The following is a 15,719-nucleotide window of genomic DNA, read 5'->3' as shown; positions in this document are numbered from 1 at the left end:
ACTGAATGGAGCACATTCATGAAACCACTGCGTTCGAATGTATGTATTTATCCCTATGACGAACTTTCAAACGAGGAGGATTATCCCTCAACTGAAAGTTTCAAGGTCGTGTGCACCGAGGATGGTCGGGGGGAGGGGATAGAGTCGTTAAAAACTTATCTGCGCGGGCAGCGAGTCTGTCGAGTATCCGGATACATGTTGGCTTCACGCCGCCTGCACACATTGCAAATTAATTACAATACACATTTGTATGATCCCTACTTCACCGGCCTGTTATTACACTCCTGCGATCCCAACGTATTTCTAGACATGAACGAGTTGGAACTCTGGGCATTGAAGACTATTCGTCCAGGCGAGTTGTTGTGCATGGATTACTCCTCCACCGAAGACATATTGATGCGGCAATTTGCTTGTCAATGCGGATCCCCTAACTGCCGCCGATGGATCACGGGATCCAAGGAGCTTCCGAACGAAGAGGGTCAGCGCTTCCTACAGCAATGTTGTGACACTGCAGTGAAGTGAAGTGTATTCCTAATACTGATTTGCGCGGGGATAAGTCATGAGTGCTTTTTATGAGTCGGCGAGCGACGACAAGTCGGGTGTACGGGTGCGCGGTCGCAGTTATCTAGCCGGAGCCGATAGCCTGGATGTGCCAGAATTCATTCCCCGCGTTAGTCGCGAACAGTTCCTGACCTTGGCTCGACCTTGGCAGGAGGGCTCGCTGGCTCGGGTTGCGGAGCAATGCCGGGAGATTATTGATAAATCCTTGTATGAGCAGGGCGCAATAATATTCAAGGATCTGCCGTTACATAACGCCAGTGACTTCAATGCCTTCATCAACCAATTAGGTTATGCGCCATTCAGCTATAACGGTGGCATTGCCGTGCGTAATCAGGTAGCGGGCCATGTCCTAATGGCAAGCAACGAGGATTCGCGCATCACTCTGGCGCCCCATAATGAAATGGCTTACTTGCTCGAGTTTCCTCGAAAGTTGTTTTTCTTTTGCGCCAGGGAGGGTCTGGAGGGAGGCGAAGTACCGATCAGCGATATTCGCGAGAGCGTGAAGCAGATTCGCCCGAATGTGCTGGCTCGATTCCGAGATGTTGGCATTCGTTATTACCGGAACCTGCCACGCGCTACCGCTATCAACGAAATCGGCTGGGAGGAGACTTTCGGTACGTCTGATAAGTCGACTATTGAGCAGATCATGCTTGAGAAAGGCTATGAGTTTGTTTGGGACAAGCAGGACCGGTTGTCCTATAGCTATGTCAATCCGGCTTTCGTTACGCATCCAGATACGGGCGAAGAGCTCTGGTTCAATCAAGTTACCGAACTGCACTGTTCCTATTGGCGAAACCATCCCCAGTTCCCCCCTGATTTACCGGACAACGCTTACCCGGCGACCACTGCTTATGGTGATGGCACGCCAATTCCCGTCGAGTTAATCACCTATCTGCGAGCGGTGCTCTGGCAGCCGGCGAAGGCCGTGAAGATGCGTCAGGGCGATTTGCTGGCGCTGGACAACCTGGTGATTCAGCACGGCCGCATAGGCTTCAGCGGGCCGCGGCAACACATGGTTAGCATCACGGCATAAGGAACAGCTGCAATGGCTCGAATAAATACATCAGCTCTCTGGGATCAACAGCATGTTCTGCACCCTTGGGCAGACCTGTCGACCCTCGGCGAAGAGCCGCCGCTGGTCATCAGTGAAGCCGAAGGGGTCTGGGTCAGCGATGGAGAAGGCCGTCGCTACCTGGATGCGATAGGCGGAATGTGGTGCATGACCCTCGGTTATGGACGCTCGGAACTCGCCGAGGCTATGCGCCGGCAGGCTTTGCGCATGGCGTATTACACACCTTTTGGGGCCATGGCCAATGAGCCTGCCAGTGAACTGGCAGCGCGATTGGCGGCCTATGCCCCTGGCGATCTCAAACGGGTGCACTTCACCACCTGTGGCTCCACGGCAGTGGAGTCGGCGCTACGCTTCGTCCATTACTATTTCGGCGCCACCGGCCGGCCAGAAAAACGCCATATTGTTTCGCGGGTGGATGCCTACCATGGCAGCACCTATCTGGCGGCATCAGTGTCTGGTAAAGCGTGGGATCGAACCTTTTTCCACTACGAAAACTCTTTCGTCCATCTCCTGTCATCGCCCAATCCGGCGCTGCGCAAGGCCGGCCAGACGCTGGAGCAGTTCTGTGACGAGCGAGTCGCGGAGTTCGAGCAGCTGATTGGTGAGCTGGGCGCGGATCGCGTCGCTTGTTTCATTGCCGAGCCGATCCTCGCTTCGGGAGGGGTAATCATACCGCCGCCTGGCTATCACCAGCGGATGCTTGCGGTCTGCCGCCGGCATGGGGTGCTGTACATCTCCGATGAGGTGGTGACTGGTTTTGGCCGTCTTGGGCACTTCTTCGCCTCCGAGGCGCACTTCGGCATCGTCCCCGATCTGTTGATCACGGCCAAAGGGCTGACCTCCGGTTATCAACCGCTCGGGGCGGTTTTGATCTCGGAGCGTCTGCTCGAACAGATCAGCGGTACGCAGGCCGCGGGGAATGGCACTTTCACCAACGGCTTCACCTATTCAGGACATCCGGTCGCCTGCGCTGTAGCGCTGGCCAATATTGAGCTGATGGAGCGCGAGGGGGTCTGTGAGCATGTGCGTGAAGTGGGGCCTTACTTCATCGAGCGACTCCAGGAACTGCGCCGCTATCCGGTCGTGGCGCAGGTGCGTGGCGACCACCTGATGGCCTGTATCGAATGTGGCGACGGACGTCGCCTCGATGGAATGCCATCACCAGAGTCCATTGCACTGGCCCAGCGCGTCGATGTGCTCTGCCAGGCAAAGGGCCTGTTAGTTCGCCCCTACGAGAACATGTGCATCCTCTCACCGCCACTGATCATCGAGCGTCAACAAATCGATGAAATCGTTCGTATTCTCGGGCGTGCGCTGGAGGAGGTCACATGCTGATCAACACCGGCCACCGTGAGCGAGTCAGAGAGCACGTTATCCACACCGCTGGAATCTCTGATGGAGGGCTGCATCTGAGCGGTGGCAGCGACGATCTGTCGAGCCTCAGCTTCGGCGACTACCTGCAAGCCCGCCACATGATGCTCGGGCGCCAAGGATTATGATTATGACCCCATCGACTTCTACGTTAACCGACCACGAACGGCTTCTGCTGAGCAGGGTCGAGGGTTACGTACTCGACTGTGCTCTGGAAATCGTCGAGCTGGAGGAGGGTACCTACGAACCGCATATCGAGTTGAGCGATTTGGGGTTTGACTCGGTCAAAAGCGTCGAGCTCAGCGGCTATCTCAATGAGTACTATGGCATACGCCTCAGCCCAACAGTTTTCTACGATGTACATACCCCGCGCAACATCGCCGCCTACCTGATTCGCCAGCACCGCTCGGCGGTGCTAGCCCGACATGCTGCGGAGTTGCCTGCCGCCGTCATCGCCGAACTGGCGTCCCCACAGCCCGCCAGCACCTGGTACGAACGAGCGAGGCCAACGGCTGACGAGCGTCTGGCGATCGTCGGCATCGGCGCCGTGTTACCCGGCTCGGCGGATTGCAATGAATTCTGGACGCACCTGCGCGATGGCGCGGATCTGATCACTGAAGTCCCCCATGAGCGTTGGGACTGGAGCCTTCTGGAGCCCTCGGGAGAGGCGCGTCACTGGGGTGGCTTCATCGCGGGAATCGAGCTGTTCGATGCGCCATTCTTTCAGATATCCCCGAAAGAAGCCGTGCAGATGGACCCGCAGCAGAGGCTGTTCCTTCAGGTCGCCTGGAAGGCATTGGAGGATGCCGGGATTCGGCCCTCGAGTCTGGCGGGTAGCGACACTGGCGTTTTCGTCGGCGCCGGGACCATGGACTACTGGGAGCTTTCGCCATCGCTGGATGGCCATACCGCGACAGGCGCCTCGCATGCGGTACTGGCCAACCGACTGTCCTATCTGCTCGATCTGCACGGGCCGAGCGAAGCATTGGATACTGCCTGTTCCAGTTCCCTCGTGGCTTTGCACAAAGCCATGCAGGCAATCCGTCTGGGAGAGTGCGGACTGGCAATCGTTGGCGGTGTGAATGCCATGCTAACGCCCAGTTTGCACGTGGCCTTGAACAAAGCCGGCATGTTGAGTCCCGATGGGCGCTGCAAGACCTTCGATGCTTCTGCCAATGGCTACGTGCGTGGCGAGGGCGTAGGCGCGCTGGTGCTTGCGCCGCTAAGTCGGGCGCAAGCCGAGGGCTGGCCGGTTCAGGCGGTGCTGCTCGGCTCGGCGGTCAACCATGGTGGGCATGCCGCTTCGCTAACGGCTCCCACTGTCGAGGCACAGGCGCGTTTGATCGAATGCGCCTGGCGGCGTGCCGGGGTGGACCCGGCGAGTGCGGCCTACATCGAGGCCCATGGCACGGGTACCGCTCTGGGTGATCCGATTGAATTCAATGCGCTGAAGCTGGCGTTCCAGCGTTTATCTAGCGAGTGGGGGCATAAGCTCTGCGCTGCGGCGAGCTGCGGGATTGGCTCGGTGAAAACCAACATAGGCCATCTAGAGTCGGCAGCAGGCATCGCCGGATTGATCAAGGTGGTGCTTGCCATGCGTCATCGGATGCTGCCGGCCAGCCTGCACTTCCATGCCTTGAACCCCTACATTGCGCTCGAAGACAGCCCCTTTTTCGTGCTCGATCAGGCCCAACCATGGCCGTTGCTCAAGGATGCCGAGGGACGGGCGGTGCCGCTACGCGCGGGTGTCAGTTCGTTTGGCTTCGGTGGCGTCAACGCCCATGTGGTGCTCGAGTCGCCCACTCATATGCCGCGTGCTGCCGCGACCGTTGCGGATGACGGGGCGTTCGTGCTGTCCGCGCGCGATCCGGAGCGCCTGCGCGACTATGCAGCAGCTTTCGTGCGCTATCTGGAAGCGGGCCAGGATACGATCGCTATGAACTGCGAGCACTACTTCCGCGACCTGCTGTTCACCTTGCAGGTCGGGCGTGAGCCGATGAAGTGCCGGCTGGCGCTGGTCTGTCGGGACTTGGGCGGGATTGTGCAGGGGCTCGCGGCCTTCCTGCGTGGGCAGGTGGATTGGACGGGGCTGTATTGCTCTGATGAGCTGTCAGCGGAACCAGCACAGGGAGAGCTCGGTGCTCTGGTGCAGTCCTGGGTGTGCGGGGCGAATGTGGCATGGCCGCAATACGCTGCGCGCCGGTTGTCCCATCTGCCCAGCTATCCATTCGCACCATTGCGTTTCTGGTGCAAACAAGGCACCGGCCTGCCAGGAAAACTCGGGCTTTTTGAGCAGTGTCGAACGCATCCCGCAGTAGCCGAGTCGGCCGATCTGGCGGCAGCCGTTACTGCAATCTTCTGTGAAGTATTGGGCTTTGAGGAAATCGCCCCCGATTTGTCATTCGCTGAAATGGGCGCGGACTCGATCCTTGCGGCGCAGATTCGTGAGCTGATCGTGCGGCGACTGAGGGTCGATCTGTCTCTGGGGCGGATGCTGGAAAGTGCCACGTTGGCAGGCTTGATACGCTTGCTCGAAAGTCAGAAGCGTGGGCCGATCATAGTAAACATGGCGGATAGCGGCGGGCGCGATGCAGGTATGGTCGTTGACGACGAGATCGGCGCGGGGGGTGCCTTGCTACCCCGGCCGAAAGGCCAGAACCCACTGTCGCAAGCTCAGGCCCAGTTCTGCTTCCTCGAGCAGTTGAGTCCGGCCAACCCGGCCTTCATTCTACCCGGAGCCTTGCGCATCACCGGCCCCTTTCAGGTTGAGCGGGTTCGTCAGGCCTACGCCTTGGCCCATGAACATCACGAGAGTTTGCGAACCCGTTTCGTGCAGCAGGCCGGCGAATCGGTTCCGGAGCTATTCAATGAAGTCGAGCCACTAATCTGTTTCAGGGATATGACGGAGCTCCTGCCATATGAACAGCAGGAACAGGTTGAAGCCTTGCTGCGGGAAACCGCACGGAAACCGTTGCCCCTGGATCAGGCCCCGCTAAGCCGATTACTGATCCTTTCGCTGGGTGACGAAGAGCACATCCTGCTGTTGTGCATGCACCATGTTATCGCCGATTTCAGTGCTTTGGGGCGGCTGTTGAACGATCTGGCGATGGCCGGCCTGGGACATGACTTCGTGTCTGCACCAACCTTGCAACACGGCGATTACGCCTGGTGGGAACAACAGCATCTGGGGCCGCTCATTGAGCGCCAGTTGCCCTATTGGCGAGAGCGTCTGGCCGATTTGCCAGGACCGTTGCCACTACCTTTCGACCGGCCGCGCCCAGCCCGCCCGAACTACAGGGGAGCGGTGCAGAAATTCAGCCTGAAGCATGACACCGCATTGACCTTGCAGGCGTTCGCCAAGCAACGCCAGCTTTCAGTTTTCGTCGTGCTACTGGCAGCTTTCAACTGCTGGCTCTACCGACTCAGCGGTCGGCTCGACAGCGTGGTAGGCAGTCCTTACGCCAACCGCCTGCAAGCGGAAACTCATGACATGCTCGGCCCGCTGGCGTATGCCCTGATCCTGCGCAGTCCACTGCAGGTCGAAGACACCTTCGAGACAGTGCTGAGCAGGGTACGTGAAACGCTCTACGAGGCATTCGATCATCTTTACGTGCCATACACACGCTTGGTCGAAGTGTTGAATCCGCAGCGGGTGCCTGGTTGCAACCCATTATTCCAAGTGATGCTCAATGTGATTCCGATGGGCAGCCTGGCCGATGAGCTGGAGCCCAGGAGTGTCGATACCGGCTACAGCGATTATGACCTGTCGATGCGTTTGCAGGTGCGGTGCAACGAGGTGCAAGGTTTCCTGCAATACAGCTTGGAGCTGTTCGATGCTGAGACTGCCCGGCAGATGGCCGAGTCCTTTTGTGCCTTGCTCGACGAGGTGTTGCACACTCCCGTTGTTCGTCTGGATCAGCTGCGGCTACGGGAGCAACTGGACCACGCCGAACGTACAAAGACCGCTCGCCCGTTGTACTTGAATATCGCCTCGACTTTCACCGACCGCCCCCTGGAGCCAGCCCTGTATCTGTGGGAGAAGCATCTGGGCAGGCCCTTGGAAGTGAGCTTTGCCGGCTACAACCAGGTCTTCCAGATGCTGTTGAATCCTCAAAGCGTGTTTTTTCAGGCGGATACCGATTGCAACCTTATTCTCTGGCGCAGTGTGGACTGGCTGCGTTTTGAATTGAGTGATGATCCGAGCATTCAGCGACAACGGATTCTCGACAATCTGCAGGACCTGGCCGATGCCATCCTCCAGGCGCTGCCGCAGATGCAGGCTCCGCTCGTGCTGTTGATGCTGCCCGATGAGCTCCAGGCTGACGCATTGCCATTGCGGGCGAAACTGGCGGAGTTGTTGGGCGAACAAGCGAACGTGGTGCTGTTCGATTCGCAGGCCATCGCCACGGATTACCCAGTCGAAACGGTGTTCGATGCATTGGCCGATGAAGCCGGGCATGTGCCTTTCACCTTGCCGTATTACAGCGCCATTGGTGCATTCGTCAGCCGATGGATAGCCCAGCGCGAGGGGATAGCCGAGCAGAACCCGTGGCAAAGGCCCATCGTAGAGATTCAGGCTGAACTGGAGCGTGCTGCTAAACCCGCTGGAGCAGTGACACAGGCGCAATATGTGGCTGCGCGCAATCCGCTGGAACAGCAGTTGGTGGAAGCTTTCCAGCAGGTGCTGGAGCTTGAGCGGGTTGGCATCGACGACGATTTCTTCGAGGCCGGGGGACATTCACTGGCAGCTATTCGGCTGCTCTATCTGATCAATGAAGCCTGTTCGGCGCGCTTGAGCGTGGCCGAAGTGTTCATGGCTCCCTCCCCGCGACAGTTGGCCAAACGAATCGAGTCGGGGCCGTCGAAACCGCAGCGGGTCGATCTGGCTCATGAGGCCTGCCTGGATGAGCGCATCCAACCCTGCACCATAGAAGTGCCAATGCTGGACCAGGACAACATCCTGCTGACGGGGGGCACCGGTTTCGTCGGGCGCTTCCTGCTACGGGAATTACTCGACCGAACCCGCGCGCAAATTTACTGCTTGGCCAGGGGCCGGAACGTCGAGGAGGTGTGTCAGCGCATTCGTCAGACTATGCAGCAATGGCGGCTGTGGCGCGATGGCGACGAGGCGCGCTTGGTTGGACTGCCAGGCGATCTGACCCTGCCGCGTCTCGGGTTGGCGGACGAGGACTATCGATGGGCTTGCCGCGAAATCGGCGTGATCTACCACAACGCCACCAGCATGAATCACTTGGAGTCGTTCCAGGCGGCGAAGCTGGCCAATGTCGATGGCGTCACGGAACTGTTGCGCCTGACAACAGAGGGACGGCCGAAGACCTTCAACTACGTCTCGACGCTCGGTGTGTTCAGTGCGCTGGACCGGACAGGGACCCTCACCTTCGATGAAACCTCGACGATCGAACACGAGCAGCACCTGATTGCCAGTGGCTATACCAGCAGTAAGTGGGTGGGCGAACAGCTGGTACTACTGGCCTCGGCCAGAGGGGTTCCTTGCAACGTGTACCGTCTTGGCCTGGTCACCGGTGATTCGCTGGAGGGTCGTTACGACGAACTACAGTCGTTCTTTCGCCTGATCAAGAGCGCGGTATTGATGGGGGCTGCGTTCACCGATTACCGCTATGACCTGGTGATCACTCCGGTGGATTACGTCGCCAAGGCCATGGTGTTTCTGGGGCAACGGTATCGCCAGGGGGGGGGCGTCTTCCACCTCTCGTCGATGGAGGTAACGCCCATGGGGGCCGTGTTCGCCGGCGTCAATCGGCTGGTTCAGGCGCCTCTGGAAATTCTCCCGCATTTCACCTGGTTGCAGCGAGTCAAGGCTTTATACCAGCAGGGCCTGGCGTTGCCGATCATCCCTCTGGTGCAAGGGCTGATGAACTTGAGCGAAAGCGAAATCGACCAGCTCAGCACCGAGCGCCAGCGTACCACCCTCATTTATGACTGCCGACGTACCCAGCGTGAGCTTGAGGCTGCGGGAATTCACCTGCCGCCGTTCGATGAACGACTGCTGTTTATCTACCTGCGCGGCTTGCTGGCACAGGATGTCGAGTTGCGTGAGTCCGGAAAATTTCAATTGAAAGCGCTGTGCGCGGATGGCGAAACGACCGCGTTAACCCACATCACCGAATGTAAGGAAACACAATGAGCGTGAAAATGTATTACGACGACGCGGCGTCCCCTGCAGTACTTGATGACCTGACCGTGGCTGTAATCGGTTATGGCATCCAGGGTCGAGCCTTTGCCGCCAACCTACGCGATAGTGGGGTTCACCTGTGCGTCGGGAATATCGACGATGAGTATCGAAGCGTGGCACTGGCCGATGGTCACCAGGTTCTGACGATTGGCGATGCCGTAACGCGGGCTGATGTGATCCTCTTGCTGATTCCCGACGAGGCCCACCGCTCGGTATTCGAGGAGCAGATTCGCCCATGCTACCGGCAAGGCGCCACCTTGTTGGTCGCCCATGGCTTCTCGGTGAGCGAGGGGCATGTATGCCCGCTGCCGGGGCTCGATCTGGCCATGCTTGCACCGCGCATGTACGGCGAGCCTTTGCGCAAATATTTTCTCGCGGGGAAGGGGGCTCCAGCCTATCTGGATGTCATCGCCGATGCGTCCGGTCAGACGTTGCAGCGCACATTGGCGATTGCCCGTGCGGTGGGATTCACCCGCGCGGGGGTGATGCCGCTCCAGTACCGTCAGGAAACCCTGCTCGATCTATTCCAGGAGCAATTCCTGGCACCGGCGCTGGTCGATCTTATCGAGACGGCTTTCACGGTGCTGGTCGAGCATGGCTTCGACCCGCATGCGGCGCTGCTCGAGCTCTATGGCTCGGGTGAGATGGGCAAGATGCTGCTGGACGGCGCCGAGTGGGGGTTGGATGAGGTCGTCGAGCGGCAAGGTTCGCCAACCTGCCAGGTGGGGTACCACCTGTATCGGCATCGGTCGTTGCCGACAGAACTGCTCGCCGAGCAGGCCAAGGGAATCTTGCAGCACCTGGAGAACGGTGAGTTCGCCAAAGTACTCAAGGCTGAAGCGGAGAAAGACTATCCGTTGCTCAAGCAGTGCCGCAGGGAGCTGCGCGAAAGATCGCTGAGTTCGACCCATAACGAAGTGCGTCGTCTGTTCCGCTTCCCCTCCGACGATCCAGTCGAGCTATATCTGGCGCAAGTTCGCCCGGCGGCTTCTTGAGTGTTTCCAGATCATTCAACGCGGAGGCGATAACGATGGACAAGCAATACCGTTTACTCATTGGTGCAACGTTCACCGCCAAGGGACTGGAACCCTATTTGTCCGAGAAGCAGGATGGAATAGGCGGTCCGGTTGGCTTCTTGCCCTATAACCAGTTGTTGCAGACATTGCTCGGCCAGATTCCGCCTTGCGAGCATCTGTTGCTGATGCTTCGGCTGTCGGATCTGCTGCGCGGAGTGGAACTCGCGGATGAACACTGGCATGCGCGTATCGAAGAAAACCTCCAATTGTACACAGAGGCCATCGACGCATCCCGGCAGCACAGTGGTCGCCAGTGCTGGCTGTTGCTTGTGCCCGAAGCCGATGACTTGTCGGCGTTACGGCGCAAGGCCTGCGAACAGGGCGCTGCGCAGCTTCGTCAATTGAGCGGGGTGCGCTGGCTGGAATGGGATGAATACGTTGCCCAGAGCGGTGTTTCCCGGCATCTGGATGCGCTGTCGGACAAGCTCGCCCATATTCCGTTCAGCGCCGACTGCCATCGCAGTCTGGCGGCATTTCTGGTGACGCACCTAGGAGCGCCAGAAGCGGTGCACGATACTGCCCCAGCTCCAGAGCCGCCAAGCGATAACGCTCTCGGGCGCTTCCTCGAGCGCCTCGACCTGCAGGTGAGTTGCCGTTATCTCAGCCACGCGCAGGAGTTCGCCGCGGCAGCCAAGCTGAGTCACACCGCAGCGACCTTTCATGCCAGTGGCTGCAAGCTGACGGCCGAGCAATTGCAAGCGCAGGCGACTACCAAGGGTAAGGCGCTGATCGGTATCAACGTCAGCGACCGCTTCGGCCAGTACGGCTTTTCTGGATTCTTGTTGTTGCGCCAAGCTGATCAGCCGCTCATCGAAGAGTTTGTGCTCAGCTGCGTGGTACTGGGCAAACAGGTAGAGCATTGCCTGCTGCGGGCTTTGGCGCTGCAAGCGCGGAGCAAGGGTTGCTTGCGCTTGGGATTGGCCGGTCAGGATTTGCCCGGTAGTCAACTCTGGAGATGGTTGGAGCAACTGACAGTACTGGCCGGAGAGCGCTGGCTAGCGGATGGCGCGGCACTCTATTGCACCCCGCAGGCCTGGCTGGAGCAGCTCTCGGCGACAGCGAGCAGTCCGACAATGCTAGCGCGCACTGAGGTGTCGCTGCCTGCATGCTGCCTGGGGAAGAATCCATGCTAGGGGCGGGCGACATCCATCTCTGGCAAGTGGACCTGGCGGATGAGCGTTGGGATTCAGGTCAAGTCGTTCTCCATCCCCAGGAGCGGCATGGCATGGATATCGAGCGCCGACGCGCACGTACGGCCTTGCGGCTGATTCTGGGGCATTACCTGGAATACGCGCCGCAACATCTGATGTTGATCCGCGATGAGTTGGGTAAGCCACATCTGGCCGATAAGCCGCTGCATTTCAGCTTGGCGCATTCGAACTCTTGTGCGCTGATCGGCCTTTCCAGGGTTTCCCTAGGAGTCGACCTGGAGCGTGAAGACGAGAGTCTGAACTGCTCGAGGCTGTTCGATTGGGTTTGCCATGCACGTGAACGCTTCTCGCTGGAAGCATTGCCCCTGGCTTTGCACAGAGCCTTCTACTACCGCCTGTGGGTGGCCAAAGAAGCGTATTGCAAAGCCATAGGCCTGGGGCTGCGCAAACCGATGACAAGCTTCTGGGTACGCCATTTCGGGCGAGGGCGTTACGACATCGTCGACCCTGGTGAGCAGGGCGGTTATCGCCTGCGATATCTGCCGAGCCTGCCAGGGTGGACCGCCGCATGTTGTTCACGCTTGGTGGCACCGCGGCTCAATTGCTATTGGGCGACACCTTCAGCGCAGAACAACGTCTTGAAACTCTCGGCTTAAGGAAATGACACAGTAATGAACGTGATCAATGAACCCTGGTGGCAGCGTGAGAGCCTGGCTTATCGCAACGGTAGGCTGAACTTTTGTCAGCGTGATGTCGCCGATCTCGCGACGGCGTTCAAAGAGCCGCTTTTTCTCTACGAGGCGCAACGCCCTGCGCAGAAGCTCCAGAGCCTGGAGCGAGCCTTGCAGCGCAGGGCCATCCCCTATCGTCTGTATTACGCGATGAAGGCCAATCGTTTCCCGCCCTTGCTCTGCCATCTGCGCGAGAGCGGCGAATACGGTCTCGATGTCTGCTCACCGGAAGAATTATACGCGGCGTTGGCCTGTGGTTATCGCCCGGAGCAGATTTCCTACACCGCCCATGGCATGGCGCAGAGCGATGCCCGACTGCTAGCTGCATTTCCGCAGGTTGCGGTCAATTGCGACACGATGAGTGCCTTGCGTTGCCTGGGCCGGCTCGGGAGGGGGAGGGAAATTGGCTTGCGTATCAACCCCGGCATCGGAATTGGCTATGCGGACAGTGAGAAGCTGAGTTACGCCGGTCAGCGCACCACCAAGTTCGGTATTTACCAAGAGCAGTTCGATGAAGCCTTGGCGCTTGCCCATGAGTATGGGTTGAAGGTGATACGTCTGCATTGTCATGCCGGATGCGGATATCTGGATAGCCAGTTGGATTCTTTTGAGAATGTCCTTGAGGCCCTGGCGTGTTTCTTTGAAAAGCTCCCCGAACTCCAAGAGGTCAATCTGGGAGGCGGCCTCGGCCTTCCGCATCGAGCAGACGAATGCGCGCTGGATCTTGAGCGCTGGGCATCACTGATCCAGAAGCACATCGCCAGTCGAGGCGTGCGGGTGCTCCTGGAACCGGGGGATTTCATTGTCAAGGACGCGGGCATGCTCGTACTGCGGGTGAATTATCTGGAAACCAAGCGCGACACGTTGTTCGCCGGACTGGATGGCGGCTTCAACCTGGCCATAGAGCCGGCTTTCTATGACATGCCCTGTGAGCCGGCGCCTTGCGTTTTGCGGCCAGGGGAGCCTCAGCGGATGACTCTCGCCGGGAATATAAACGAAGCACTGGACATCTGGGCAGCTGACGTCCGGTTGTCGCCGCTCGAAGAAGGGGACTTCGTGGCCCTCCTGAATGCGGGGGGGTATGCCGCCTCAATGAGTTCCAACCATTGCATGCGTGGAAGTTATCGCGAGTTGTTGCTGTGTTGAATGCACCGGCGCGCAGCCGATCAAAACAGGTTCTTAGAACCACCGTAAAAAGTCCAATGTGCATAAGGAGAAGTACTGATGGAAACCATCAAAGCTCAGCTGCTGACGCTGGGACAAAGCCTCATACCGGGCGGCCGATTCGATAGTTCAGCCAGCATGACCAGCCTGCCGGAATGGACATCGATCATGCACATTCAAATTCTGAGCGAAGTGGCCCATCGATTCGCCATCGATATCGAACTCAAGGAAGCCTATCGGCTTGACTCGTTCGAGCGTCTGCTGGCGTACATCGCCGTACAGAAAGCTTGCGCGGCACAGCCGGGGCCTGCTGGGGAGATGGGTAGCTGATGAATATTGGCAGCTTGTTTCAGGCCCGTTCCGAGGCATTTCCACAGAGGGTTTTCCTGATTTTTCCCAAGGAGGAATTGCAGTTCGACTATGCCGGTTTCTATGCCTTGGCGAGTACGGCCGCCGAACGTCTGGAACGGGCCGGGCTGGAGCGAGGAGACTCTTTGTGCCTGGTGTTTCCCAACGGTCCGGAGTTTCTGCTGTATTACTTCGCCGCACATCTACTAGGTGTGGTTCTGGTACCGATTAATCCGGTACTGAGCGCTAACGAGATGGCTTTCATCATTGCCAACAGCGGGGCGCGTCTAGCGCTATTCGATGCCTCGCTGAGCAACTTGATTGCGGCAATCGAACGGTGTGAGTCAAGTTGCCGTTTGGAAGCACTGCAAAGGCCCTCCGTTTTCACCCTGGCGAATCTACTCGAACAGCCCGCCGCCTTGCGGAGCGCGCGCCGCGATGTCGGGCTTGAGGATCTCGCGCTAGTGCTCTACACCTCGGGAACCACGGGGAATCCAAAGGGAGTGCTGTTGACACATGGCAACTTCCTTGCCGATAGCCAGGCCTTGGTGGAGTGGTTCGCTTTCGAGGATGGCACCCGTACATTGTGCGTACTTCCGATGTTCCACAACAACGGGCAAGTCATCACCTTGCTTTCGCCACTCTATGTAGGGGGCAGTAGCGTGATCCTCGAAGGGCGCTCGGCACTCTTGTCGTTCTGGACGATGATTGAGCGCTATCGCGTGGACTGGACCAGTGTGATGCCCGCATTCCTCTCGGCCTTTCTCGAGTATCGACTGCCACGAACCGACTGCACGCTCAAGGGCATCGTTTGTGGTGGGCAGGTATTACTGGAAGAGGTGCGCAGCCAGTTCGAGCGGTGCTACGAGGTGGCGGTATTCGAAGGCTATGGACTGACCGAAACAACATCTTTCTCCAGCCTCAATAGGTTCCCGGCGGAGCGCCGCTGCCTGGGTTCCATTGGGGAGGCGCTCCCCTGTAACCGCATGAAGGTGGTTGACGGCGAAGGCAATGAGCTGCCGCCTGGAGAGATCGGGGAGATTCTGATTCAGGGAGAGAACGTCGCCCGTGGTTACCACAACTTGCCTCTGACTACCCAACAACGTTTCTGCGCTGGTTGGCTGCATACCGGTGATTATGGTTATCGCAATGCGCAAGGGCACTACTTTTTCTCCACCCGTCTGGACGATCTGATCATCCGTGGGGGCGAGAATATTTATCCGGCTGAGCTGGAAAACCTGTTGCACGCCTGCGACGAGGTGGTGGAGTGCGCCGCGGTTGGTGTTCCCGACCCGCTATTGGGCCAGGAAATCTGCCTATATGTGAAGTTGCGCCAGGGCAGCGATGTCGATTCCGACTGGATCAGGAACTACTGCCGGCTGCGCATCGCTGCCTTCAAACAACCCAAGCATGTGCTGATTCTGGGCCCGGATATCGGTATGCAGGAATTGCCCAAAGGGCCCACGCGGAAAATCCTCCGGCGCCAGTTGAAGGAACACTACCTGCTCAATAACAACATGTCGGCGACTTGAACGAGTGCGTCCTGAAGGACCCTGCCTATCAATATTGAGAGCTGCCCATGAGCCTGAAGTTGCTATTGCTATTTCTCCATCTGCTGTTCGTTGCTACCTGGCTGGGATGCATATTGGTAGAAGCGGTATACGAACACGCCATCGAGCCGAGTGCGTCGATGCGTGAATTCATCGCGCAGTTGCACTGGACGACGGACAAATACATCGAAGTGCCCGCGATAGTTGGCGTATTGCTGAGCGGCGGCTGGCTGTTGTCATTAACGGCCATCACACCGCTACTCCTGATGAAGATCGGCTTTGGATTGTTGGCCGTGCTCTTCAACATGTTCTGTGTGGTTCTGGTCATAAAAAGAATGACGGCAGTCCGTAAAAGGGATTTTCAACGCTACGAAAAGCTCGATCGCTTGCAACATAAATTCGGCGCTGTGGTGCTGTTTGGGGTTGTCGTTGCGCTTGGCATCGGTGGCTATTTGTTTGCTCAGGGCCGTTACTAATGGAG

At 58.3% G+C, this 15,719-nt stretch carries 12 protein-coding genes; all 12 read left to right on the top strand.

Translation table 11 applies throughout. The features are described 5' to 3' along the window. Positions 1 to 18 precede the first annotated feature (18 nt). The 12 genes from CKW07_RS07370 to CKW07_RS07325 all read left to right on the top strand — a co-directional run bounded on the left by CKW07_RS07370 (position 19) and on the right by CKW07_RS07325 (position 15,714). A complete protein-coding gene (locus CKW07_RS07370) occupies positions 19 to 522 on the top strand; it encodes an SET domain-containing protein-lysine N-methyltransferase (protein WP_095144282.1) in 504 nt (167 codons plus the stop codon). 37 nt (positions 523 to 559) lie between these two features. Further along, positions 560 to 1,594, top strand: coding sequence for a TauD/TfdA family dioxygenase (locus CKW07_RS07365; protein ID WP_095144281.1), 1,035 nt, complete (start codon positions 560 to 562; stop codon positions 1,592 to 1,594). Positions 1,595 to 1,606: 12 nt separating this feature from the next. After that, positions 1,607 to 2,968, top strand: coding sequence for an aminotransferase (locus tag CKW07_RS07360; RefSeq protein ID WP_095144280.1), 1,362 nt, complete (start codon positions 1,607 to 1,609; stop codon positions 2,966 to 2,968). Next, positions 2,962 to 3,132, top strand: a complete 171-nt coding sequence (locus CKW07_RS25440; protein WP_176465297.1) for a hypothetical protein — start codon at positions 2,962 to 2,964, stop codon at positions 3,130 to 3,132. Before CKW07_RS07360 ends, CKW07_RS25440 begins: the two co-directional genes overlap by 7 nt. A gap of 2 nt (positions 3,133 to 3,134) precedes the next feature. Continuing rightward, positions 3,135 to 9,170 carry a thioester reductase domain-containing protein gene (locus CKW07_RS07355; protein WP_176465296.1) on the top strand — a complete coding sequence of 2,012 codons (6,036 nt, stop codon included), beginning with the start codon at positions 3,135 to 3,137 and terminating at the stop codon, positions 9,168 to 9,170. Beyond that, positions 9,167 to 10,213, top strand: coding sequence for an NAD(P)-binding domain-containing protein (locus tag CKW07_RS07350; RefSeq protein ID WP_095144278.1), 1,047 nt, complete (start codon positions 9,167 to 9,169; stop codon positions 10,211 to 10,213). Before CKW07_RS07355 ends, CKW07_RS07350 begins: the two co-directional genes overlap by 4 nt. 35 nt (positions 10,214 to 10,248) lie before the next feature. After that, on the top strand, positions 10,249 to 11,427 hold the full coding sequence (locus CKW07_RS07345) for a hypothetical protein (RefSeq protein WP_095144277.1): 1,179 nt from the start codon (positions 10,249 to 10,251) through the stop codon (positions 11,425 to 11,427). Beyond that, positions 11,400 to 12,101 carry a 4'-phosphopantetheinyl transferase superfamily protein gene (locus tag CKW07_RS07340; protein WP_095144276.1) on the top strand — a complete coding sequence of 234 codons (702 nt, stop codon included), beginning with the start codon at positions 11,400 to 11,402 and terminating at the stop codon, positions 12,099 to 12,101. Before CKW07_RS07345 ends, CKW07_RS07340 begins: the two co-directional genes overlap by 28 nt. A gap of 15 nt (positions 12,102 to 12,116) precedes the next feature. Then, a complete protein-coding gene (locus CKW07_RS07335; RefSeq protein WP_095144275.1) occupies positions 12,117 to 13,322 on the top strand; it encodes a diaminopimelate decarboxylase in 1,206 nt (401 codons plus the stop codon). 78 nt (positions 13,323 to 13,400) lie between these two features. Further along, positions 13,401 to 13,670 (top strand): hypothetical protein, encoded by a 270-nt coding sequence (locus CKW07_RS25540; protein ID WP_218192029.1) that lies wholly within the window; start codon positions 13,401 to 13,403, stop codon positions 13,668 to 13,670. Further along, complete coding sequence (locus tag CKW07_RS07330; protein WP_218192028.1) at positions 13,670 to 15,220, top strand: class I adenylate-forming enzyme family protein; 1,551 nt, start codon at positions 13,670 to 13,672, stop codon at positions 15,218 to 15,220. The genes CKW07_RS25540 and CKW07_RS07330 overlap by 1 nt, the downstream gene beginning before the upstream one ends. A gap of 47 nt (positions 15,221 to 15,267) precedes the next feature. Then, complete coding sequence (locus CKW07_RS07325) at positions 15,268 to 15,714, top strand: hypothetical protein (RefSeq protein WP_095144274.1); 447 nt, start codon at positions 15,268 to 15,270, stop codon at positions 15,712 to 15,714. The last annotated feature ends 5 nt before the right edge of the window (positions 15,715 to 15,719 follow it).

This window comes from Pseudomonas sp. Irchel s3b6, assembly GCF_900187415.1.
Taxonomy (GTDB): domain Bacteria; phylum Pseudomonadota; class Gammaproteobacteria; order Pseudomonadales; family Pseudomonadaceae; genus Aquipseudomonas.
The sequence above is the reverse complement of the archived record's forward strand: the minus strand, read 5'-3'. Positions and strand labels throughout refer to the sequence as shown.